The following is a 22,449-nucleotide window of genomic DNA, read 5'->3' as shown; positions in this document are numbered from 1 at the left end:
CCGCCGAAGAGGACCGAATGTGTCCTCATTGCGATGAAAACTGAGGCGCAGATCGGTCGATACCTCACGTCAGCGTCGGAAATCGGCCGCTCGATACGACGATCAGCACACGACGAGGTGCGCGTCCGGCACGACAGGCAGCCAAGTGGGAGAAGGAGAGTCCGCATGATTCATGCGCGCGGTTTGGTCCAGGTGTTCCATACCGGGAAAGGAAAGAAGAAGCGCGAGGTACGAGCCGTCGACGGCGTCGACCTCGACGTGGCCGAGGGGGAGGTGGTCGGCTTCCTCGGGCCCAACGGAGCGGGCAAGACGACCACACTGAGGATGCTGACGACACTGCTGCGGCCCACCGCGGGCACCGCGACGGTCAACGGCTACGACGTCGTCGAAGATCCGGTTTCGGTGCGTCGCAGTATCGGGTACGTGTCCCAGGCCGGTGGCACGTTCAGCCAGGCGCAGGCGGGCGACGAGATCGTCGACCACGGGATGCTGTACGGGTTGTCGAGAGCCGAGGCGACCCGGCGAGGCCAGGCGTTGTTCTCGGAACTGCAGCTCGACGGCCTGTGGGAACGGATGCCCAAGAACATGTCCGGGGGGCAGAAGCGGCGCCTCGACATCGTGATGGGCCTCGTCCACGAACCGTCGCTGGTCTTCCTCGATGAGCCGACGACGGGCCTCGACCCGCAGGCCCGGGCCAACCTGTGGGAGCACATCCGCAGGCTGCGCAGCGAGCGCGGCGCGACGGTGTTCCTCACGACGCACTATCTCGACGAGGCGGACGAACTCTCGGACCGGATCCTCATCATCGACAACGGACGGATCGTCGCCGCCGACACCCCCGACAACCTCAAGGCCCAGGTCTCCGGCGATCTGGTGTCGCTCGAGGTCGCCGACGCGGCGGCGGTCACCACGGCCGCAGAGAAACTCGCGTCGGTCACCGGGGGTGACGGCGACGGAAGGATCGAGGTGGCCGGCCGCCACGTTCGCGGCCGGGTGCCGCGCGCGGGCCGGGCCGTGCCCGGACTGCTCCGTGACCTCGACGCGTCGGGAATCTCGCTCGATTCCATCGAGGTCATCCGCCCGACCCTCGACGACGTCTTCCTCACCCTCACGGGCAGGTCCCTGCGCGACGCGGAGACCGCCGGCGATCCCGTCGGTGACGTGCCCGGGGTCGACCCCGATGCAGTCTCTCCCGCAACCGTTTCCGACGACGCAACCCGCCGCACCGAGCAGGAGGTCGCCCGATGAACAGTTTCGTCCGTGACAGCACCATCGTGTTCCGGCGTCAGATCCGGATGAACCTGCGTAATCCCGCCTGGTCCTGATCGGTGTCATGCAGCCGATCCTGTATCTGCTGTTGTTCGGGCCGTTGCTCAAACCGCTGGTCGCCCAGTTCCCCGGTGGCGCCGACAATCCGTACACCTTCCTGGTGCCGGGTCTGCTCGTGCAGCTGGGACTGTTCGGGGCGCTGTTCGCCGGCTTCAGCCTGATCGGGGAATGGCGCGAGGGGGTCATCGAGGCAGAGCGGGTGACTCCGGCGAGCCGGACCGCACTGCTCACCGGTCGCCTGATGCGCGACATGCTGCAGTTGCTGGTGCAGGCCCTGATCCTGGTCACTCTCGGATTCGCCATGGGCATGCGCGGATCGATGATCGGCGTGATCCTCGGCATCCTCATCACACTGCTCATCGGTGGTGCGTGCGCCGCGGCGTCGAATGCCCTGGCACTGACCACCAAGAGCGAGGACGTGATGGCCCCGCTCATCAACATGGTGATGATGCCGGTGCTGTTGTTGTCGGGAATCCTGCTGCCGATGACGCTCGGACCGGAATGGTTGCAGGGACTGAGCGATTTCATGCCGTTCCGCTGGATCGTCGACGCCGTGCGCGACACGTTCGGCGGCGACCTCGCAAGCGCTCAGGTGGGATGGGGGGTCTTCGCGGCGCTCATCCTGGCGGGCCTCGGAACCTGGTGGGGCACTTCGGTGTTCCGCAAGGAGAACGCGTGACCCTTCGAGACGGCCCTTCGCAGGCTCCGGGCCTCCTCAGGGAGCAGGGGGACTGTCCCTTCGCAGGCTCCGGGCCTCCTCAGGGAGCAGGGGAACACCGTGCACGCCTACCAGGCGTGCACGGTGTTCTGTGCGCTCTCCAGATCCTGGGAGACGAGCAGTTCGACGGCGTCGCATCCGTTGCGGATCATCAGCTCGACCTCGGCCCGGTCCGCGGACGGGAACGGCTTCAGCACGAAGTCGGCGGGGTCCTGCCGGCCGGGTGGACGGCCGATGCCCATGCGTACGCGCAGGTAGTCGCGGGTGCCCATCACCTGGCTGATCGAACGCAGCCCGTTGTGGCCGCCTTCGCCACCGCCGCGTTTGAGACGCACCGCGCCGAAATCGATGTCGAGTTCGTCATGCACGACGATGAGGTCGGCCGGCGTGACCGAATAGAACTTGGCCAGCGGACCGATCTGCCGGCCGGACTCGTTCATGTAGACGCGTGACTTGGCCACGAGAACAGACTGGCCGCCGAGGCGTACCTCGGCGACCTCAGCACCGGACTTCTTGTGAACCTTCCAGCGCTCGCCTGCCGAGTCGACGAGGGCGTCGGCGACCATCGCGCCGACGTTGTGCCTCGTCTTCTCGTACTTGGACCCGGGATTACCGAGTCCGACAATCAATTTCACCACTGGGGCAGTTTCACCACTCGAGTCGAGCAGTCTCGGGGTCGGATTACTCCGACTCCGCGGGAGCCTCGGCAGCAGCCTCTTCCTCGGCACCTTCGGTGGCCTCGGACTCGGTGGCGACGGCCTGGGCCTCGTTCACGGCGACGATCAGGGTCTCCGGATCGGCGGTCAGGGTGACGCCCTCCGGCAGGTCCAGATCGGAGGCGTGGATCGAGGTGCCTGCCTCGGCATCCTCGACGTTGACGACGATCTGCTCGGGGATCGACAGGGCGTCGGCCTCGACCTCGACGACGCTGGCGTCCTGGACGACCAGGGTGCCCGGCGCCGCGTCACCCTCGACGACGATGGCGACCTCGACGGTCACCTTCTCACCGCGGCGAACGATGAGCAGGTCGGCGTGCTCGATGTAGTTGCGGATCGGGTGAACGTCGACCTGCTTGGTGAGCGCGAGCTGGCTGGAGCCCTCGATGTCGAGATCGATGATGGCGTTGAGGCCGTTGTTACGCAGGATCGCGGCGAAGTCGCGGGCCGGGAGGTGCAGGTGCTGCGGGTCGGTGCCGTGGCCGTAGAGCACGGCGGGAACCTTGCCCTCACGACGAGCGCGACGAGCGGCGCCCTTGCCCTTTTCGGTGCGGGTGCTGACGGACAGCTTGGAGGCCTGAGTTGCCATGATGATCTCCTCTGATCAGTGGTTGCGGTCGTTCGTCCGTCGCGACGAGCAACGGGCACGGATTCCGACCGCGGACACCCACCGGGCCGCATGCGGGCACCCGAGGAGACTGCGATGGTCGCGCCGATCACGGTGACTGGATCACCCTCGCCGAGACAACGTCGGTCAGGATAGTCGATGACCTGCCGGGATGTCACATCACGGCGCCTCGGCGGCCGGTGGCAGGGCATACTTGGCTGCCATGACCTCACAAACCCCGATCGAGATCGTGACGGCATTCCTCGACGCGTTCGTCCGTAACGACACCGCAGGTGCGCTGGCGTGCGTCGACGACGACATCGCCTACACCAACGTGTCGCTGCCGACCATCCACGGCAAGCGGAAGGTCGCCGGGGTGCTGGGCGGCGTCGCGAAGAAATCGTGGATCGGCTTCAACTACCGCATGGTCAACGTGAGCTCCGACGATGCGGGTGTCGTGCTCACCGAGCGTGTCGACGAGCTGCGTTTCGGGCGGCTGCATCTGCAGTTCTGGGTGTGCGGCCGCTTCGAGATCCGCGAAGGCCGGATCGCGGTGTGGCGCGACTACTTCGACTACTTCGACATGACGAAGGGGCTGGTGCGAGGCGTTGCCGCGCTCGCCCTGCCCGCGGTGCAGAAGCCGTTACCCGCGCCGAACCGGGACTACCTGGCCAGCGGGCTGTAGAAGACCAGGCCGTTGCCCTGGTTGTCGTACACCACGGCACGGCGTTCGTGCGCGTCGTCGTAGGGGCCCTTCACGATGGCGCCGCCGCCGGCCTCGATCGCCTTCGCGGCGGCGTCGACGTCGGCGGTCTTGATTCCGACGACGACCTTGCCCGGGATGGGGTGGTCGACGGAGGTGGCGAGGGCGAGCGTGACCGCGCCGGCGTCGAGTGCGGCGAAGTGGGCGCCGTCGCGGAACTTCAGCGACATGCCCAGGGTCTCGGTGTAGAAGGTGATCGACTCGTCCAGGTTCTCGGTGGACAGGATGATCATCTTTGCTTCGTGGTCGCTCACGGCACCTCCAAAGGGAGAGGGATCAACGGTCGACGGCCGGCGTCGTGAGCCACGCTACTCGCGATCGAGGGTGCCTGGAACAGCTGAATCGCGTTCTGGCACAAAGATGTACGAATCGCTGACCAAAGTCCCGATCCGTTCGGGACCGACGCCCCTTCAGAGAATCTCGTCGAGCTTCTCGATCGGCCGGGGGATGCGGGTTCCCTTGTCGGTCACGACGATCGGCCGCTCGACGAGGATGGGGTGTTCGACCATCGCGTCGAGGATCTGATCATCGGTGGCCGACGCGAGGTCGAGCTCTTTGTAGAGAGTCTCGCGTTTGCGTACGGCCTGCGCGGGGGTGACCCCGGCGTCGGCGAACAGCGCTACGAGCTGTTCGCGCGTGTAGGGCTCGTCGAGGTACTTGACGACAGCCGGCTCGATGCCGGCGTCGCGGAGGGCCTGCAGCGCTTTGCGCGAGGTCGAGCACTTCGGGTTGTGATAGATCGTCGCGTCCACGAAATACACCGTACCCAGCCGAAAGCGGCCCGGGCTCCAGAGGGGGAGAACCCGGACCGCTCGCGAACCCGTTCTGCGGGCGTGCTCGCTACTCGGGATCGAGTGCGAAGTCATACTGCACGACGTTCCGTCCGTCCGCATCGGGTTTCGGGTCGAGGAGCAGCTCCGGCTTGGTCGCCGAGGCGACGTCGCTGTCGAGCCAGTCACCACCCGCGAAGTACAGCTGGGTGACGATCGGATGCCGCCCCTTGGCCGACACCCGCAGATGCAGATGAGCCGGACGCCACGGGTGCCATCCGGCGGCCTCGATGAACTTGCCGGTCGGTCCGTCGGTCGGGATCTGATACGGCGCGGGCTGGATCGTGGTGATCTCGTAGCGACCGTGACCATCGGTCACGACCGTGCCGCGCAGGTTCCAGTCCGGGATATGCGGTGCGAATCCCGAGTAGTAGCCCTCGGCGTCGGCGTGCCAGATCTCGATCGTGGCACCCGCCATCGGGTTGCCGTCGAGGTCGGTGACCTGACCGTGCATCACCAGCGGTGTCTCGCGGGCGTCACTGCTGCGCATCGGAAGGGTGCAACGGGCGGGCAACAGCGGGGAATCGGGGAGGTAGTAGGGGCCTTCGATACTTCCCTTGGTGCCCTTGAACTTCCGCGAGTTGACTTCTTCGATGTCGTGTTCGACGAACACGTCGAGCAGAAGCGGCCACTCACCGCCCTCGCCGACGTCGATGAGCCACTGCTTGAGGACCCGGTACTCGTCGTAGGTGATCTCGTATTTGTCGATCAGTGCGCTGAAACCGGCGAAGGCCTCGGATGCGATGGCCGACAGACGTTCCGGTGAGGTGTCGGCGGTGAACCGATGGCCCGCGAAGGCCGCGGTCGCGGCGCTTCCGGAGCCGGCCGCGGTCGGTGATTCGACGGCGGCCGGGTTGTCGACGGCAGTCGGCCGTTCGATGGTGGTCATGATGTCTCCTCGTTTGTATGGGCTGTGCGAGAGGGAGGTTCAGCGGTTGGCGAAGTAGCTGACGTCGTCGTTGCCGATGAGGTCCGGCACGGTCCAGCCGTCGAGGTCGTACTCGGACATGCACTGCTCGGCGAGACCCTTCATCTCCCCGACGGTGCCGCGTGCGTCGGCGAACATGAGGAGTTCGGCCTTGACGCCCTCGTGGTTCCCGGCGTAGTTGCGCTCGTAGAGCTCGTGGCGGCCGCCGAACTCGCTGCCGATCGAATCCCACAGCGCCTTCATGACCTTCACGCGATCGACGGCGAGGATGCCGTCGGAGCCGCGGACGTACTTGTCGAGGTACGGGCGGACGTCGGGGCTCTTGAAGTCCGCCGAGCTCGACGGCAGGTAGATCAGACCGGAGGCGACGTCCTGCTCGATGATCTCCTTCACGCGGGGATAACCCTGCTGGGCGAACATGCGGTAGGTCAGGCCGTACTCGAGCTTCGGGATGACGGTGTCACCGATCCACGGCTCGGGGTTGTTGACCATGGCATCGCTCAACGACCAGAACAGGTTTCGCCATCCGATGACCTCACCGACGCGGGTCTGCACGCCGCGGAACCCGCCGGCGCCGGTGCAGTCGAGGGCCTTGAGGAGCAGGCCGGCGATGAAGTCGAGCTTGACCGCGAGACGGGTGCAACCCTGGAGGGTGAAGCGAGGCAGGAAGCCGGACTGCGGGAAGAAGGCGTTGATCTTGTCGCCGTCGCCGTACATGAAGACGTTCTCCCACGGGACGAGCACCTTGTCGAAGACGAAGATGGTGTCGTTCTCGTCCATGCGGCTCGACAGCGGGTAGTCGAACGGGGTGCCCATGACCGCGGCCTGCTGGGTATAGGAGGAGCGGCAGATCAGCTTCACCCCCGGGGCGTCCATCGGGACGGTGCAGATCAGGGCGAACTGCTTCTTCTTGATCGGCAGACCGTAATGGGAGATGAAGTTGTAGTTGGTGATGGCCGAACCGGTCGCGACGACCTTGGCGCCGGAGACGATGAGGCCGGCGTCGGTCTCCTTCTCCACCTTCATGAACACGTCACCGACCTCGTCCGGCGGGAGCTGGCGGTCGACCGGCGGGTTGATGATGGCGTGGTTCCAGTACAGGACCTTCTCCTGCGACTCCTTGTACCAGCGCTCGGCGTTGGCCTGGAACGGCGCGTACAGCTCGGAGTTGGCGTGCAGGGTGCCGAGGAAGCTGGCCTTGTAGTCGGGGCTGCGGCCCATCCAGCCGTAGGTCATCCGCGCCCAGGTGGCGATGGCGTCGCGGTCGGCGCGCAGGTCGTCGGCCGATTTCGGTGCGCGGAAGAACGGCATGGTCACGCCGCCGTTGCCGGTGTCGGTGGGTGCGGTGACCTTGTCCTTGGTCGCCGGGTCGTGCATGGCGTCGTAGAGGCGCGCGGTCATCCGGATGGGGTTGCGGAAGGCCTCGTGGGTCGTCACGTCCTTCACCCGCTCGCCGTTGAGCCAGATCTCGCGGTCGTCACGCAGTGACTCGATGTACTCGTCGCCGGTCATGGGCCTAGTGGCGAAGTTCTCGGTGCGGTTGGCCTCGGAGTCGGCGGCGACGTTCACCTTCGACCGGTCCACGTTGTTGGTCGTCTCGGTGTCGGGGGCGATGTCGGTTGCGGTCATGATGGTCCTCACTTGTGTTGTGTGACGGTCGATGTCGTTGACAGCCGGGATGGGGTGGGGTCAGGCGGGTGCGCCGACCGGTACGCAGGTCGGGTGGAAGCGGGCGGTCGCGTCGAACCACCGGCTGTGCGGGTCGTCGAGACTACCGCAGTAGGCGGCCGCCCCGGAGGTGTCGCCGAGCTCGTGGAACTTGCTGCGGTAGAAGAGAAGCGGTTCGGCCTCGGTGTCCACGCGGGCGTCGACGATCTCGCCGATGTAGATGATGTGGTCGCCCCCGTCGTAGGACGCCCAGGGCGAGCAGATCAAGGTGGCGGCCGTGTCGGCGAGGGCGGGAACCAGCCACTGGTTGTTCCATTCGGGACCGGGGTCCTGCGGCTTGCCGGCGAAGTGCATGGCGGTGTCGAGCTGATCCGATTTCAGGATGTTCACCGCGAACGGGGCGTCGTCGAGGAAGCCGCACGCCTTGGACTTGCGGGTGAGAGTCACCTGGCACAGGCGGGGTTCGATCGAGATCGGGGTGAACGCGGTGACCGTCGCGCCGTGCGGCGTGCCCTCGTCGTTCGCGCAGGTGATGACGGTGACGCCGGTGGCGAACTGGCCGAAGATGTTGCGCATCGTGCGTTGGTCCATGGGGATCGGCTCCTTCGTGCTCGAACAGTGTCTGGTCTGGCGGTGCGACCCAACGTATGACCGCGATCACATCCCGTCGATCCGCATTGCGAAGGGTCGATCCGATGTGCGCAACCGTGCGATCTGGATCGCTTCCGATCACCGGAAGTGATGGCAGTCATAGTTACGCTGGACCGTGTGAGGGCAGAGCCGCCCCTTTCGGGGGCACACCGCGCGGGGGTGCCGGCGTCGCAGGAAGCGCCTACGCCACGTCGCGTCGTGGGTTCGGGTATCGCGGACTGGGACGAGGTCCACGAGGTCGTCGCGGATGCCTATTTCCCCCATGAGCTGCGGCCGCTGTCCCGCGACGATGCCTCCCGCTATCGCCTGGAGTCGACGCCGATCGCTGCGACGGTGCTCGCGCGGATTGGTTTCGGCGCGGATGTGTCGATCGACACCGACCATCCGGGGGCCTGGGCCATCAACATTCCGCTGTCCGGCAGCATCGCGTCGGTCTCCGATGGGCGGGAGATCGTCTCCGAACCCGGTCAGGCGACACTGAACCCGCCAGACACCCCGACGGTCATCACCAACTGGAGCAAGAGCTGCGAGATCATCGGCTTCAAGGTCGAGCGCGACTACCTGCAGCGTGAGATCGACCGGATCGCCGGCCGCCCCGGCAGGTCACTGACCCGCCAGCTCGATCTGCGCACCGGCGCCGGCGCGGAATGGCTCGGGCTGCTGAGGTCGGCGCGTCAGCAGGTCGCGCAGTGCGAGGGAATCCTGTTGCGCAACCCGCGGATGGCCGAACAGCTGGGCGGCATGCTCACCACCGCCCTGGTGCTGGCGGCGCTACCCGACACCGACGAACCGATGGCCGGTACCCGTCCTCGTATGGTCAAGCGCGTCATCGACGCCATCCACGCCGACCCGGCCCGGCCCTGGACCGTGGGTGAGCTGGCGGAGATCGGGACGGTCAGCGCGCGGCGCCTGCAGCAGAGCTTCCGCGAATGCGTCGGGATGAGTCCCATGGAGTACGTGCTCGACGTCCGGCTCGAGTGCATCCACAATTACCTGATGACCTGCGGCGGAACCTCGACCGTCACCGACATCGCGACCCGTTGGGGCGTCATGCACACCGGCCGGTTCGCCGCCGCCTACCGGCGCAAGTACGGGGTCGCGCCGTCGGAGACCCGGCGGATGACCGGCACTTAGCCGCAGGATGATCTGGTGGCGAGGGTGACCTCGCGCACGCCGGGCACGGTGCGGACCAGGGCGACGGCGATACGGCGTTCGGACTCACCGACGGTGGTGCCGGTGACGGTGACCGCGCCGTCGCGGGCGAGCGCGAACCAGCGCCGCGGACCGAAGTAGTCGTCGAGGCGGACCTGAGCGGCGGCGGAGATGGTCTCGTCGGGGCGCAGCATCAGCCGCAGCGCGTCCCCTCGGCTGAACATGCCCTGCACCTGGCCTTCTGCGTCGAGGACCGGCAGCGAGCGCACCCCGTGACCCAACAGCATCCGCACCACCTCGGACACGGTCACATCGGGTCCCGATTTGCCGGCACGAAGCACCGTCACCGCTGGTGAGGACCCCGGCCAGCCGCTGCTGATGATCGAGCACCGGCAACGCCGCAAATCCGCGTTCGGTCAGCGTCACCGCCGCCCTGCGTACCGGGGTGTCGGTGGAGACCGTGACCACCGGGCGAACCATCACATCGTGTACGCGCATCGAACTTCTCCTCGACTTTTCTGGGTCGGTCGTCGGCGCCGTGCCGACACCAGAAAAATAACTGGCGAAAAAGTATTCGTCAATATTGACACGCGAACTGTAGTTCAGGAAATATTTAGGGGGAACGTACTCGTGGTTCAGGTGTCGCAGGGCGACCTCGACTCAGATTCCGCGGGAAATCCTGCTCGGCAGCGTTGCCACGGCCACCGTGCACGAGCGAAGAGAAAGGACCAATCATGTCGGTTCCGTGGTGGATGTGGCCGGTGGTGCTGGCCGTCATCGTGGTCATGCTGGCGGTGGACCTGTTTGCCCACCGCAAAGCCCACGTCGTAGGCGTGCGCGAGGCCGCGGCATGGTCGGCGGTATGGGTCTCCCTCGCAGTCGGCTTCGGCGGGCTGATCTGGTGGGGCTGGGGCTCGGAGTTCGCCGCCCAGTACTTCGCCGGCTACGTCATCGAGAAATCCCTCGCGGTGGACAACGTGTTCGTCTTCGCGGTCATCTTTTCCTACTTCGCCGTGCCCCGGGAATACCAGCACCGGGTGCTGTTCTACGGCGTGCTCGGCGCGCTGGTCTTCCGGGGCATCTTCATCGCCGCCGGTTCCATTCTCATCGCCGGCTTTGCCTGGATCCTGTATGTGTTCGGCGCCTTCCTCGTCGCCAGCGGCATCAAAATGGCCCGGCACCGCGACGAGACCATCGACCCCGACAGCTCCCTGGTTCTCCGCGGATTCCGACGCCTCGTCCCGGTCACCGACGGCTACCGAGGCCAGAAGTTCTGGGTCAGAGAACACGGCCGCGTCCTGGCCACCCCGCTGCTGGCGGTGTTGGTACTGGTGGAGACCACCGACATCGTGTTCGCCGTGGACTCCATCCCTGCCATCTTCGCTGTCACCAGCGAACCATTCCTCGTGTTCACCTCAAACGCTTTCGCCATCCTCGGTTTGCGCGCGATGTACTTCATGCTCGCCGACCTGATGCATCGCTTCATCTATCTCAAACTCGGCCTGGCCGTGGTGCTGGTCTGGGTCGGCATCAAGATGCTGCTTCTCGAGATCTACAAGATTCCCACCACGTTCTCGCTGGCCGTGGTCATCGCCATCCTCGCTGTCGCCGTCACCGCCAGCTGGGTGCGCACTCGCGCCTCCGCGGCCGCCGCCGACGACCCCGGTCACACCGTCGACGCCGCTACGTGCACCGCCTCGACGGCGACCGGCAACATCGACCGTCAGGAGATCCCCGACACGCCCGCCACCACTGACCGGGCCCGGTGAGCCGGACCTGGCAAGCACACAAGCCACCCTCCGGATCGTCAGCTGCGTCGTGCCCCGCGCCACGCAGCTGACGGCTGTCCGGTGCCACCCACAACGTACGAAGCTGGATACCGGAAATGACCATGGTCTATCGTGCGAATATGCCCACCCCCGACGCCACGACACCTCGGCGGACCCCCACAACGCGGAACTGGACGTTTTTGACCAACCACGCCCACGTGCTGCTGTGCCTGTCCCGCGACGGCGACCTCACCATGCGTGAACTCGCCACTGCCGTCGGCATCACCGAACGTGCCGTACAGGTCGTGGTCGCCGACCTCGTCGCCGACGGCTACCTCACCCGCGAGAAGAACGGTCGCCGCAACACCTACACCGTCCACGGCCACGGCCGCCTGCGCCACCCGCTGGAATCCGCCCACACCGTCGACGAACTCATCACCGCCCTCCGCTGACCGACGAAAACGCCGCGCCCGGATGTTCGTGAGAACATCCGGGCGCGGCGTTGAGAGGGACTGAAAAGACTAGGCGATGCCGTCGAAGAGGCTTGTGACCGAACCGTTTTCGAAGACCTCGCGGATCGTCTGTGCGAGCAGCGGGGCGATCGACAGGACGGTGAGGTTCTCGAAGCGCTTGTCGTCCGGGATGGGCAGCGTGTCGGTCGCGATGACCTCCTTGGCGCCGCATCCGGCCAGGCGCTCGGCAGCGGGATCGGAGAAGACGCCGTGGGTGGTGGCGATGATGACGTCGCCTGCACCGGCGTCCTTGAGGACGCGGACCGCCCCGGCGATGGTGCCGCCGGTGTCGATCATGTCGTCGATCAGGACGCAGGTGCGTCCCTCGACCTCACCGACCACGCGGTTGGACTTGACCTGGTTGGGGACCAACGGGTCCCGGGTCTTGTGGATGAACGCCAGGGGAGCGCCGTTGAGGGCGTCGGCCCACTTCTCGGCGACGCGCACACGACCGGAGTCCGGCGACACGACGGTGATGTTGTCGGTCCCGTAGTTGTCGCAGACGTAGCCGGCGAGCTGGCCGAGGGCGTGCATGTGGTCGACCGGGCCGTCGAAGAATCCCTGGATCTGGTCGGTGTGCAGGTCGACGGTGATGATGCGGTCGGCACCCGCGGTCTTGAGCAGATCGGCGATCAGGCGGGCCGAGATGGGCTCGCGTCCGCGGTGCTTCTTGTCCTGGCGGGCGTAGGGGTAGAACGGCAGGATCACGCTGATGCGCTTGGCCGAACCGCGCTTGAGCGCGTCGATCATGATCAGCGCTTCCATGACCCACTGGTTCAGGGGGTAGGGGCAGCTCTGCAGCACGAAGGCGTCCGAGCCGCGCACGGACTCCTCGAAACGGACGAACAGCTCGCCGTTGGCGAAGTCGCGTGCAGTCTGTGGGGTCACCTTGATGCCCAGTTCGGTGGCGACTGCTTCAGCCAGTTCGGGATGGGCACGACCAGAGAACAGCATCAGGTTCTTCTGGTTGTCGGTGGTCCAGGTCATGAAAACTCTTCTGTCCGTTTCGATGTCGATCTTCTGGGCTGCCTGCCGCGTACGGCAGACCGTGGTCGGGACCGCCTCAGGCGGACCCGAGGTCCTTGTCGTGCGCCTCGATGGCCGCGCGCGCCGCCGCGGTGTCGGGCCGCTTGGTGACGACCCAGTCCTCGATGACACGCTGTGCTCCCGCCGAGACCGCGAGGGCTCCCGGCGGTACATTTTGCCGCACGACGGTTCCGGCGCCGGTGTATGCCCCGTCGCCGATGGTCACCGGGGCGACGAACATGTTGTCCGAACCGGTGCGGCAGTGGTCGCCGATCACGGTGCGGTGCTTGTTCACGCCGTCGTAGTTGACGAAGACGCTCGACGCCCCGATGTTGGAGTGTTCGCCGATGGTCGCGTCGCCGACATAGGTGAGGTGCGGGACCTTCGAGCCGTCGCCGATCGTGGCGTTCTTCGTCTCGACGAAGGTGCCGATCTTGCCCGCGACGCCGAGCACGGTGCCCGGTCGCAGGTAGGCGAACGGACCGACGGAGGCGTCGCCGCCGATGACGGCGTCGCTGCCATGGGTGCGGATGACGTGCGCGCCTTCGCCGACCGTCACGTCGGTCAGTGTGGTGTCGGGCCCGACGACCGCGTCGGCGGCGATGTGGGTGCGGCCGTACAGCTGTGTGCCGGGTTCGATCCGCGCATCCGCCTCGATCGTCACGTCGACGTCGATCCAGGTGGTCGCCGGGTCGACGACGGTGACACCGTCGATCTGGTGGCGGCGGACGATGCGGCGGTTGAGCTCGGCCCCGAGGTCGGCGAGCTGGGCGCGGTCGTTGCAGCCGGCGACGAGGACGGGATCGGCGACGGTGAAACCGCGGACCGCCTGACCGGCGTCGCGGGCGATCTCCACGATGTCGGTGAGGTAGAACTCGCCCTGGACGTTGTCGGTGGACAGCTTCGAGAGCGCGTCCCGCAGCGCGGCGGCATCGACCGCGTAGACACCCGCGTTGACCTCGGTGATCGCGCGCTGCTCGGCGGTCGCGTCCTTGTGCTCGACGATCGCGCGGACCGAGTCGTCGTCGGCGCGAATGATGCGTCCGTAACCGGTCGGGTCGTCGGCGATGAAGCTGGTCAGTGTGACCGCGGCACCGCCGTCGGCGGTGTGGGTGGCGATGAGACCGCGCAGGGTGTCAGCGTCGAGGAGCGGGACGTCGGCGGCGGTGACGACGACCGTGCCGTCGAAGTCGGCGGGAAGACCGGTCAAACCGACGCGGGCGGCGTCGCCGGTGCCGCGCGGCAGGTCCTGCTCGGCGATCGCGATCTCACGACCCAGTTGGCCGGCGAGGTCGGCGACGGCGGCGGAGACCCGTTCCCGTTCATGGCTGACCACCACGACGAGATGATCGGGGTCGAGGTCCGATGTGCCGTGCAGGGCGTGGCCGAGGAGGGATCGGCCGCCGATCGTGTGGAGGATTTTGGGGGTCTTGGACTTCATGCGGGTACCGGCACCCGCGGCCAGCACGATCACGGCCACAGATGACGACGTTCCCGACATCGAATGCCCACCCTCTTCCTTCATCGGTGTTCACGTCGGGTGCGATCCTACGCACCGGTAGAACCGTGCAATAACGCGCCGCACCGATTTTCGGTGGATACGGGCTCCGACGTGATGCACCACACGTCCTCCGACCGCACCTGATAGAACACAAGGGACCGTCTCACCCGAGCGATCGACCGGCGCCCCCGGCGCTCGGTGTCGATGCGCAGGCGGGGAGCGGACGACATACGTGCGCCGGGCGTCCCGGTGCGCACACCGACCAACGGAGGTATGAATGAGCACGCAGAAGACCGCGATCGTCACCGGCGCGGCACGGGGCATCGGTGCTGCCGTGGCCAAGCGACTCGCCGACGACGGCCTGGCCGTCGCCGTCCTGGACCTCGACGCCGATGCCTGCGCCGACACCGTGAAGGCCATCACCGACAAGGGCGGCAAGGCGCTGGCCGTCGGCGCGAACGTCGCCGACGAGGCGTCGGTGCAGGCCGCCGTCGAGAAGGTCGCGAATGAGCTCGGTGCGCCGACCGTCGTCGTCAACAACGCCGGCATCACCCGCGACAACCTGCTGTTCAAGATGACCGTCGACGACTGGGACGCGGTCATGGCCGTCCACCTGCGCGGTGCTTTCAACGTCACCAAGGCCGCGCAGAAGTACATGGTCGACGCCGGCTGGGGCCGTGTCGTGAACCTGTCGAGCACCTCGGCTCTCGGCAACCGCGGTCAGGTCAACTACTCGGCCGCCAAGGCCGGCATGCAGGGCTTCACCAAGACCCTGGCCATCGAGCTCGGCAAGTTCGGCGTCACCGCCAACGCCATCGCCCCCGGTTTCATCGAGACCGAGATGACCGCCGCCACCGCCGAGCGCATCGGTGTCCCGTTCGAGGACTTCAAGAAGGCCTCGGCCGCCCAGATCCCGGTGAACCGCGTCGGCGTCCCCGAGGACATCGCCCACACCGCGTCGTTCTTCATCAGCGAGGGTGCGGGCTTCGTCTCGGGTCAGGTCGTCTACGTCGCCGGCGGCCCGAAGGACTGACTCGACTGACAGACTTCGTCTCGACTCCTGGACTTCGATCGAAGTCCAGGAGTCGAGACGAAGTCGACCGGTGGCGTCACGTCGTCGCCGGAGCGCTGTGGCACAATCGTCAGCGCAGTATTCCCCCATGGTGTAATCGGCAACACTTCTGATTTTGGTTCAGGCATTCCAGGTTCGAGTCCTGGTGGGGGAGCAACGGTAAACTCGCTGGTAGCAGCCGGTTTCAGCGGCTCCGACATCCGCACGCGCTCAGCGCGTTCTGCCTCATCCCTCTTGTTGCCGTGGCGTGCTGTGCCGCGTTGGCCGGCACGAATAAGACCCTCCTGGGATAGCCCAGGACGGTCGGTTGCCTGACGCGATGCCGCGTGGAAAAACGTGGGGAGGAATACCGCCTATGCCTGAGGGGCAGAAACCGCCATGTTTCGGTGGCGGAGCTACCCCATGTTTCGGTGGTGGAGCGAAATCTGCCGTTCCTCAGAGCGGCAGCCAGGACGGCCACCAGTCGGGCTTGCCTCCGTTACACCAGATCTCGGTCATGGTGTCGGGGTCGTAGTTCCACGCGACCGCTCCCCAGACGACCAGGCACGCCGCCACGAGTGCGACGGCGGGTGCGAGATAGGAGACCGGGGTTCGGGCAAGCATCGTCAGGATGTAACCGGCGCTCGACGCCGCGAGTGCGACCACTGCGGTCGCCGGGATGACGAAGAACCACACATATGGGCCGTCGGCCGGGCCGGGGCCGGTCTGGGGTTCGCAAGCGGCGTACAGCCGGCCCTGGATCCACACCGCCGCGAAAGCTGCGGCGACGCTCAGCGCGAGACACCAGACGGGGCCGAGCCGCCGGAGCCACGTCACGGGGTGCCGTACTTCAGGTTGATGTCGGGTGTGGTGTCCGGGGCGACGGACTTCTCCCGTGCCATCTGGTCGATCATCTCGGTGACCCCGGTCGCGAACTCGTCCTCGGTCATGTCGTCGCCGTACCGTTCCCACATCTCGACACCCCAGGATGTGGCGATGTCGTCGCCGCGGCTCGTGCCGCCGACCCCGGGGACCGGGAGATTCTGCGCGTCTAGGAGCGTCTGCCCGTCGAAGCCGGCTGCGCGTCCGACGTAGCCGTAGTGCATGTTCGACCACATGTCGTAGTAGACGGATCGGCCGGTCCCGGGCTCCTCGAAGTTGAGGTCGCCGTCGTAATCGCCCTCGGCGACACCCCATTCCTTGCGGATGAACGGCTTGTGGTCCCAGGGTCTGCCCGTGGCGACGCGTTCGAACCAGGACGCGAAGGCCGTGTTGCGGGCATCGGTGCCGCAGCCGAAGTCGGCGAACCAGTGCCACCAGTGCTTCGGGTTCGCGGCCAGTTCTGCCATGCCGTCGGCATAGTCGTTGTTGCGCTTCATCGCCGCGACCCGGTCGGAGTGGGCGTTGCGCATGAACTCCTCGTACATCCAGCGCAGGATCTCGTTGAAGCGTCGCTCGCTCGGGTTGGTGGTGCTGTTCGCGATGCCTTCGAACTCGATCTTCATCGATCCGCGGATATCCGAGAGTGACTGTTGCACTTGACGGTCGGCGGTTGCTGGGTTCCGAGGTCACAGAGACCGCGGGCGATTGCCTGCAAGGGCTCCGGGTCGAAGGATTCCAGCTGACCTCGGGTCGGAGTCAACGGGCCGGAGCCTTCCAGTCGCCGGTGGCTCGCTCGTATGCGTCCGCGAGGCCGACGGCCGCGTCGTCATCGGAGTGCGCGAACTGGATGGCCACGGCGTTCATCGCCTTGCTCACCTCGTGCAGACGTTCGGTGACGGCAGCGCACATCGTGGTATGCACGTCCCTCGCGATCCCGGTTGCCTCGACGACCGACGCCAGCGAACCCTGCTGACCGATCCCGAAGGGCAGCAGCTGCGTCAACGGAACCCCCGTCACCGACAGCGAACCGGACTCCTGCGACAGTCCCTCGAGGGTGCTCGACAACCCGTGCAGGATGTCGAGATCTGCCTTCATCGTCATGTTTCCCCCTGGTCGCTCGTGAGACCGCGCCCAACATGTGTCGATGAAGCGTACACAAGCCGACCGTCCCGACGTCAGTGCAGCGGGTGTCGGCCCGACGCGTGTCAGGGCAACGGCTCCAGTCCCAGGTTGTCCCGCAGCGTCGTCCCTTCATACTCCGTCCGGTGCACGCCCGGTCCTGCAGCACCGGCACGACTTCGTCGACGAAGCGGTCGAGTCCGCCGGGCACGATGTCTCGTCGACGGACTACGGCCCCTGGCCCGGGTCACCGTGGCCGACGAACTCGTCATCACCAGCGTCACCCACGACTTCGACCATCGCCTGCAATCGCACGAACTTCGCCGCCGCAGCCGCACTGCATCCCGAGGCGCCGCTGACCCCGATGCCGTTGGAACGCCAGGGTTTCCTACGGCGGTACTGAGCCCTCGCCGTTGTGGTCGGCGGGTTAGGTGTTCGGGTCGCCAGCCCTTCGAGGCTCGTCGCTTGCGCTCCTCGCACCTCAGGGCGCAGGGGTTCGTAGCGCCTGAAAGGGAGCGAAGGGGCCTCGCACCTCGGGGGAGAGGGGTCGCACCGCTGGGAGCAGGGGGGTTCCTCGCACCTCAGGGGGCGGGGGTGTTCTAGGCGATGAACCCCTCCGCCTTCAGCCAGTCGTAGGCGACGTCGGCGGGGTCCTCGCCGTCGACGTCGATGCGGCCGTTGAGTTCCTGCATCACCGCGTCGGTGAGCTTCGCCGACACCGGTGCCATCAGTTCGGCGATCTGGGGGGCTTCCTTGTTGAGTCTCGTGCTCAAGACCACGCAACCGCTGTACGGCAGGAAGAACTTCCGGTCGTCGGTGAGTACCGTGAGATCGAGGTTCTTGATCCGGCCATCGGTGGAGTACACCATGCCGAAGTTGCAGGGTGTACTGCGTGCCGTCGAGGTGTACACGACACCGGAGTCCATGGTCGTGACGTTGTCCTTCGGCACACCGTCGGGCTGCCCCAGCGGGATGTCATATGCCTTCAGCATCGGGATCAAACCGTCGGCACGACTCAGGAACTCGTCGTTGACGCAGAACGTCCGCTCCGACACCGGCAGTTTCGCGATGTCCGACATCGTCGTCACGTCGAGACGTTTCGCCGTCGGCGCCGACGCCGCGAATGCGTAGGTGTTGTTGAAGGCGGCCGGCGGAAGCCATTCGGCTCCATTGGCGCGATCGGCGTCGCGGACGCGTTGCCACAGCTCGTTCGGGTCGGAGATGGTCTCGGTCTCGCCGAGGTAGGTCTGCCAGGCGGTTCCCGTGTACTCCCACAGGATGTCGGCGTCGCCGTTGAGGAGTGCCTGGCGCGACGACATGGAACCCGGTGCGTTCGTCAGGTCTTCGACAGCAGCACCCGCCGCCCCGAGGTAGGTCGCGGTGATCTTGCCCAGCAGAACGGACTCGCTGAAGTTCTTCGACGTCACCCGGATCTCGGTGCCCGCCAAGGGCGTCGACCCGTCGGCCAGGAACGCCTCGCGGAAGGTGCCCGACGAGCTGACCAGACCACAACCGGCGACCACGATCATGAGCATCGCCGTGACAGAGGCCAGGGCAGTCTTTCTCATGAGACCCCCCGCGGTGTCGCGGCCAGTTCGACGAGTCGCCCGAGCCAGTCGATCGTCATCGCCAGCAGCGCGACGAGGACCGCGCCGGCGACGAGCAGTTTCGGTAGGAACAGGGTGATACCGGTCGTGATGAGCGTGCCGAGGCTCGTCGCGCCGATGAACGTACTCAGCGTCGCGGTGCAGACCAGGATGACCAGCGCCGTGCGCACACCGTTCAAGATGACGGGGACCGCGAGTGGTAACTCGACCTGGAAGAGTGTGCGCACTCCGGACAATCCGATTCCGCGTGCCGCCTCGACCGTCCGCTGATCGACCTGTCGCAGACCGACGATCGTGTTCTGCAGGATCGGCAGCACCGCGTAGACGACGAGACCGACGACCGCCGTGTTTAATCCGGTGCCGAGCCAGAACGTGAACAGCACGAGCAGGCCGATCGCCGGAACCGCCTGCCCGATGTTGGCGATGTTGATCGCAATCGGGTTGAGCCACTTCAGAGATGGGCGAGTCAGGGCGATCCCGAGCGGGATGGCGATACACACGACGATCACGGTCGCCACGAGCGTGAGCTCAATGTGATCGAGGATCGTCGACCGCAATGCCGGCCACGACATCGATGCACTCTCGGTCTCGGTGAATGTCGTGCGCTGATACCAGATCACGAATCCGACGCCGATGACGATGATGACCAGCGGTTCGAACCAGACGTCGACGGGGACCTTCGCGAGCCGTCGTCGGAAACCGCCCCGGGGTGGCTGAACAGTCTCTTCGGCGGCAGCGGTGACCCTAGCGGATTCGTCGGCGACCGCGGTCATCGTTCGGCGCTCGGCTCGGGTGCCGCGACTGCCTCGGCGCCGGCGGGCGACGACTCGTCGTCGGCTGCGACGACCGGGGTCTCGACGGGTGCGGACCCCTCGGTGTGGTCGAGGTAGCCGAGGTGGTCGTCGTCGCGGACATCCGCGAGTTGCCCGCGGATCGCCTCCATCACCGACGCGATGTTCAGTGCGCCGATCACCGCGCCCCGGCCGTCGGTGACGAGGACGCCGCCCTGGCTGGTCGCGAGCATCGAGTCGAGTGCGTCGTTGAGCGTCGAGGACTGTGCGACGACCGGCAGCCGCGGGTCGAGATAATCGGACACCTCGGGTTTGGCGGCGACCTCGTCGACGGAGGGCCAGGCGCGTGGGCGCCCGTGTTCGTCGACGACGACCAGCCAATCCTCACCGGCCGCTCTGGCCCGGTTGACGACACCGCCGGACGGTTCGCCGACACGCGCGGTGACCACCTGTTTGATCTCGACGTCGCGTACGCGGGTGAGGGTCAGGTGGGCCAGTGTCGCACCCGAACCGACGAATTCCTCGACGAACGGGCTGGCGGGGTTGGCGAGGATCTCTTCCGGCGGGGCGAACTGTTCGATGTGCCCGCCCTCGGAGAGGATCAGGACCTTGTCGCCGAGTTTGGTGGCCTCTTCGAAGTCGTGGGTGACGATGACGATCGTCTTGCCGAGTTCGTGCTGGATGGCGATCAGCTTGTCCTGCAGGCGTGCTCGCGTGATGGGGTCGACGGCGCCGAACGGCTCGTCCATCAGCAGGACGGGCGGGTCGGCGGCGAGGGCCCGTGCCACGCCGACACGCTGCTGCTGGCCACCGGACATGTCCTTGGGCAGACGGTCGGCGAACGTCGCGGCGTCGAGTCCGACCAGGTCCATCAGGTATTCGGTCCGCTCGGCGATACGCTTATTGTCCCACTTGAGGATTCGCGGGATGGTGCCGATGTTCTTGCTCACCGACCAGTGCGGGAAGAGTCCGCCGGACTGGATCACGTAACCGATGGACTGCCGCAACCGATCCGGGTTCTCCGCGGTCACATCTCGGCCGCCGATGTAGATACGTCCCTCGGTGGGCTCGATGAGCCGGTTGATCATCTTGAGGGTCGTGGTCTTGCCGCAGCCCGACGGGCCGACGAAGGCGACGATGTCACCGGCTTCGATCTCCAGGTCGAGTCGGGCGACCGCGGGCTTGGTCTGGCCCCGATAACGCTTGACGACGCCTTCGAGCCGGATCGATAAGCCCGTGACGACGCGGTCCGTCGCGCCGGACGACGGTTGGCGGGCCGGGGATTTCGACGACGGGGCGGTGGTGGAGTCGGTCATGAGAGTCCCTTGGAGATGGTGAGTCGGCCGAGTAGTACCAGGAGAGCATCGAAGACGAGCGCGATGATGACGATGAGAATGGTTCCGGCCAGCGCAGATTCGAGGGCGTTGGCGCCGCCGAGTCGGGCGAGACCGTTGAAGATGAGCGATTCGAGACCCGGGCCGAGGACGTAGGCGACGATCGCCGCGACGCCGACGATCATCTGCGTGGACACGCGGATTCCGGTCAGGATCACCGGCCACGCGATCGGCAACTCGACCGTCAGCAGGATGCGCCAGCGCGTAAGGCCGATGCCGCGGGCGGATTCGACGACCGAGGACGGAACCGAGCGTAAGCCGACCACCGCGTTGCCGATCACCGGCAGCATCGCGAAGAACGCGAGCATCAGGAAGGACGGTGTCACACCGAGTCCGAACGGGACGATCAACAGTGCGAGCAGGGCCAGCGACGGAATCGTCAGTGCCACACGACTAGACGTGAGAGTGAGTGCGGACGCCAGCGGAAGCCGGTAGACCAGCGCGGCGACTGCGATGGCGACCAGGGTGCCGACCAGCACGGTCTGAAACGACAGTGACGCGTGCTGATAGGTCAAGAACGTGAGGGAGCGAGCATTGTCGCCGATGTAATCCCACAATTGCACGGTTGTGTTCCCATCCCCGGTGGTGAATCCGGCACCACGCATCGTCGAGTGACGCTGGCGACATTTGGTGGATCGCGCGCGTCATCACACTCACGGCGGGCGAATCACCCTCCACTGTTTGCGCCGTATGCGGAGTCGTCACGATTCCGTGCACATCGGGAACCGAGGACCACCCGGACGGTGTCATCCTGGATGGGTGAGTGAGAGCGCCCCAGTCGATACGACAACCACCAGCACCGGGATCGATCCCGACGACGACCAGGCACTCCTGGCCGAGGCCGTCCGTTCGTGGACGCGGATCGCCGCCTGGGTGCTCAGCATCGGCGGGGTGATCGGGTTCGTGGCGTCGTTCGTGCTGACGGTCGAGCGCTTCGAACTCGCCGCCGACCCCGACTACGTGCCGACGTGCAACTTCAATCCGGTGCTGAGCTGCGGTTCGGTGATGGCCAAGCCGCAGGCCGCGCTGTTCGGATTCCCGAACCCGCTGCTCGGTATCGCCGGGTTCGCGGTGGTGATCACCACCGGTGTGGCGATCTTCGCGGGCGCACGCCTGGCGGGCTGGTACTGGGCCGGTCTGCAGGTGGGCGTGACCGCGGCGATGGCCTTCATCTGCTGGCTGATCTACTCGAGCCTGTACTCGATCGGCGCGCTGTGCCCGTACTGCATGGTGGTGTGGGCGGTGACGCTGCCGATCTTCGTCTTCGTCAGCGTGCGCAACGCCCACGCGAGCGGACTGACCTCGCGGTCGGGTGTCGCGCTCGCGGTGGCGCGCAGTCACGCCCTCATCCTGGCGCTCGCCGTGACGCTGGTCGTCGTGCTCATCGCGGTGCGGTTCTGGTCGTACTGGTCGAGCCTGTACTAACCCTTCGAGG

General features: G+C 66.3%; 24 protein-coding genes, 1 tRNA gene and 1 pseudogene. 9 read left to right on the top strand and 17 right to left on the bottom strand.

What is annotated here, in order from left to right; genetic code table 11:
* Positions 1-165: 165 nt before the first annotated feature.
* Together GOAMI_RS13230 and GOAMI_RS13225 are read left to right on the top strand one after the other, a co-directional pair.
* Entirely contained in the window at positions 166-1,248 is a 1,083-nt protein-coding gene (locus GOAMI_RS13230) for a daunorubicin resistance protein DrrA family ABC transporter ATP-binding protein (protein WP_006437043.1), read from the top strand.
* Positions 1,245-2,008, top strand: a pseudogene (locus tag GOAMI_RS13225) (ABC transporter permease). The gene GOAMI_RS13230 and the pseudogene GOAMI_RS13225 overlap by 4 nt, the downstream one beginning before the upstream one ends.
* 107 nt (positions 2,009-2,115) lie before the next feature.
* On the opposite strand, the gene pth reads toward GOAMI_RS13225, so the two are convergent.
* Positions 2,116-2,682: an aminoacyl-tRNA hydrolase gene (pth, locus tag GOAMI_RS13220; protein WP_040004825.1), complete on the bottom strand. Its 567-nt coding sequence runs from the start codon at positions 2,680-2,682 to the stop codon at positions 2,116-2,118.
* Positions 2,683-2,728: 46 nt separating this feature from the next.
* The gene (locus GOAMI_RS13215) at positions 2,729-3,352 is read right to left on the bottom strand and encodes a 50S ribosomal protein L25/general stress protein Ctc (protein ID WP_006437040.1); all 624 of its coding nucleotides are present in this window, start codon (positions 3,350-3,352) and stop codon (positions 2,729-2,731) included.
* A gap of 241 nt (positions 3,353-3,593) precedes the next feature.
* On the opposite strand from GOAMI_RS13215, the gene GOAMI_RS13210 reads away from it, so the two are divergent.
* Positions 3,594-4,055 carry a limonene-1,2-epoxide hydrolase family protein gene (locus tag GOAMI_RS13210; protein WP_006437039.1) on the top strand — a complete coding sequence of 154 codons (462 nt, stop codon included), beginning with the start codon at positions 3,594-3,596 and terminating at the stop codon, positions 4,053-4,055.
* Here GOAMI_RS13210 and GOAMI_RS13205 read toward each other — a convergent pair.
* The 5 genes from GOAMI_RS13205 to GOAMI_RS13185 all read right to left on the bottom strand — a co-directional run bounded on the left by GOAMI_RS13205 (position 4,034) and on the right by GOAMI_RS13185 (position 8,150).
* Complete coding sequence (locus tag GOAMI_RS13205; RefSeq protein WP_006437038.1) at positions 4,034-4,387, bottom strand: VOC family protein; 354 nt, start codon at positions 4,385-4,387, stop codon at positions 4,034-4,036. The genes GOAMI_RS13210 and GOAMI_RS13205 overlap by 22 nt on opposite strands.
* Positions 4,388-4,543: 156 nt before the next feature.
* A complete protein-coding gene (gene arsC / locus GOAMI_RS13200) occupies positions 4,544-4,885 on the bottom strand; it encodes an arsenate reductase (glutaredoxin) (RefSeq protein WP_006437037.1) in 342 nt (113 codons plus the stop codon).
* Positions 4,886-4,973: 88 nt separating this feature from the next.
* Positions 4,974-5,852 carry a catechol 1,2-dioxygenase gene (gene catA / locus GOAMI_RS13195; RefSeq protein ID WP_006437036.1) on the bottom strand — a complete coding sequence of 293 codons (879 nt, stop codon included), beginning with the start codon at positions 5,850-5,852 and terminating at the stop codon, positions 4,974-4,976.
* Between the two features lie 39 nt (positions 5,853-5,891).
* Positions 5,892-7,520 (bottom strand): 4-hydroxyphenylacetate 3-hydroxylase family protein, encoded by a 1,629-nt coding sequence (locus tag GOAMI_RS13190; protein WP_006437035.1) that lies wholly within the window; start codon positions 7,518-7,520, stop codon positions 5,892-5,894.
* Positions 7,521-7,580: 60 nt separating this feature from the next.
* Entirely contained in the window at positions 7,581-8,150 is a 570-nt protein-coding gene (locus tag GOAMI_RS13185) for a flavin reductase family protein (protein ID WP_006437034.1), read from the bottom strand.
* A 258-nt stretch (positions 8,151-8,408) separates the two neighbouring features.
* On the opposite strand from GOAMI_RS13185, the gene GOAMI_RS13180 reads away from it, so the two are divergent.
* Positions 8,409-9,344 (top strand): AraC family transcriptional regulator, encoded by a 936-nt coding sequence (locus GOAMI_RS13180; RefSeq protein ID WP_040004818.1) that lies wholly within the window; start codon positions 8,409-8,411, stop codon positions 9,342-9,344.
* On the opposite strand, the gene GOAMI_RS13175 is transcribed toward GOAMI_RS13180, so the two are convergent.
* Complete coding sequence (locus GOAMI_RS13175; RefSeq protein ID WP_006437032.1) at positions 9,341-9,709, bottom strand: CBS domain-containing protein; 369 nt, start codon at positions 9,707-9,709, stop codon at positions 9,341-9,343. The genes GOAMI_RS13180 and GOAMI_RS13175 overlap by 4 nt on opposite strands.
* A 387-nt stretch (positions 9,710-10,096) precedes the next feature.
* Between GOAMI_RS13175 and GOAMI_RS13170 the strand changes: the two genes are divergently transcribed.
* The gene (locus GOAMI_RS13170) at positions 10,097-11,131 is read left to right on the top strand and encodes a TerC family protein (protein WP_006437031.1); all 1,035 of its coding nucleotides are present in this window, start codon (positions 10,097-10,099) and stop codon (positions 11,129-11,131) included.
* Between the two features lie 140 nt (positions 11,132-11,271).
* Positions 11,272-11,583 (top strand): helix-turn-helix transcriptional regulator, encoded by a 312-nt coding sequence (locus GOAMI_RS13165; RefSeq protein ID WP_051995414.1) that lies wholly within the window; start codon positions 11,272-11,274, stop codon positions 11,581-11,583.
* Between the two features lie 69 nt (positions 11,584-11,652).
* On the opposite strand, the gene GOAMI_RS13160 is transcribed toward GOAMI_RS13165, so the two are convergent.
* Complete coding sequence (locus GOAMI_RS13160) at positions 11,653-12,630, bottom strand: ribose-phosphate diphosphokinase (RefSeq protein ID WP_006437029.1); 978 nt, start codon at positions 12,628-12,630, stop codon at positions 11,653-11,655.
* Between the two features lie 76 nt (positions 12,631-12,706).
* Positions 12,707-14,170, bottom strand: a complete 1,464-nt coding sequence (glmU, locus tag GOAMI_RS13155; RefSeq protein WP_040004824.1) for a bifunctional UDP-N-acetylglucosamine diphosphorylase/glucosamine-1-phosphate N-acetyltransferase GlmU — start codon at positions 14,168-14,170, stop codon at positions 12,707-12,709.
* A 277-nt stretch (positions 14,171-14,447) separates the two neighbouring features.
* On the opposite strand from glmU, the gene GOAMI_RS13150 reads away from it, so the two are divergent.
* Together GOAMI_RS13150 and GOAMI_RS13145 are read left to right on the top strand one after the other, a co-directional pair.
* Positions 14,448-15,203 (top strand): SDR family oxidoreductase, encoded by a 756-nt coding sequence (locus GOAMI_RS13150; protein WP_006437026.1) that lies wholly within the window; start codon positions 14,448-14,450, stop codon positions 15,201-15,203.
* Positions 15,204-15,324: 121 nt separating this feature from the next.
* A tRNA-Gln gene (locus GOAMI_RS13145) sits at positions 15,325-15,396 on the top strand.
* 281 nt (positions 15,397-15,677) lie between these two features.
* Here GOAMI_RS13145 and GOAMI_RS13140 read toward each other — a convergent pair.
* The 7 genes from GOAMI_RS13140 to GOAMI_RS13110 all read right to left on the bottom strand — a co-directional run bounded on the left by GOAMI_RS13140 (position 15,678) and on the right by GOAMI_RS13110 (position 21,577).
* Positions 15,678-16,058: a hypothetical protein gene (locus GOAMI_RS13140; protein WP_006437025.1), complete on the bottom strand. Its 381-nt coding sequence runs from the start codon at positions 16,056-16,058 to the stop codon at positions 15,678-15,680.
* On the bottom strand, positions 16,055-16,726 hold the full coding sequence (locus tag GOAMI_RS13135) for a polymorphic toxin type 44 domain-containing protein (protein ID WP_006437024.1): 672 nt from the start codon (positions 16,724-16,726) through the stop codon (positions 16,055-16,057). Before GOAMI_RS13135 ends, GOAMI_RS13140 begins: the two co-directional genes overlap by 4 nt.
* A gap of 133 nt (positions 16,727-16,859) precedes the next feature.
* A complete protein-coding gene (locus tag GOAMI_RS13130) occupies positions 16,860-17,204 on the bottom strand; it encodes a hypothetical protein (RefSeq protein WP_006437023.1) in 345 nt (114 codons plus the stop codon).
* A gap of 617 nt (positions 17,205-17,821) precedes the next feature.
* Positions 17,822-18,790, bottom strand: coding sequence for a glycine betaine ABC transporter substrate-binding protein (locus GOAMI_RS13125; protein WP_006437022.1), 969 nt, complete (start codon positions 18,788-18,790; stop codon positions 17,822-17,824).
* A complete protein-coding gene (locus GOAMI_RS13120; RefSeq protein ID WP_006437021.1) occupies positions 18,787-19,602 on the bottom strand; it encodes an ABC transporter permease in 816 nt (271 codons plus the stop codon). Before GOAMI_RS13120 ends, GOAMI_RS13125 begins: the two co-directional genes overlap by 4 nt.
* Positions 19,599-20,936 carry an ATP-binding cassette domain-containing protein gene (locus GOAMI_RS13115; protein ID WP_006437020.1) on the bottom strand — a complete coding sequence of 446 codons (1,338 nt, stop codon included), beginning with the start codon at positions 20,934-20,936 and terminating at the stop codon, positions 19,599-19,601. Before GOAMI_RS13115 ends, GOAMI_RS13120 begins: the two co-directional genes overlap by 4 nt.
* Entirely contained in the window at positions 20,933-21,577 is a 645-nt protein-coding gene (locus tag GOAMI_RS13110; RefSeq protein ID WP_006437019.1) for an ABC transporter permease, read from the bottom strand. The genes GOAMI_RS13115 and GOAMI_RS13110 overlap by 4 nt, the downstream gene beginning before the upstream one ends.
* A gap of 196 nt (positions 21,578-21,773) precedes the next feature.
* On the opposite strand from GOAMI_RS13110, the gene GOAMI_RS13105 reads away from it, so the two are divergent.
* Complete coding sequence (locus GOAMI_RS13105; RefSeq protein WP_006437018.1) at positions 21,774-22,439, top strand: vitamin K epoxide reductase family protein; 666 nt, start codon at positions 21,774-21,776, stop codon at positions 22,437-22,439.
* Positions 22,440-22,449: the final 10 nt, after the last annotated feature.

The sequence above is a fragment of the Gordonia amicalis NBRC 100051 = JCM 11271 genome, from assembly GCF_000332995.1.
Lineage (GTDB): Bacteria > Actinomycetota > Actinomycetes > Mycobacteriales > Mycobacteriaceae > Gordonia > Gordonia amicalis.
Note: the sequence above shows the minus strand (reverse complement) of the source record. Positions and strands in the feature narration are given on the sequence as shown.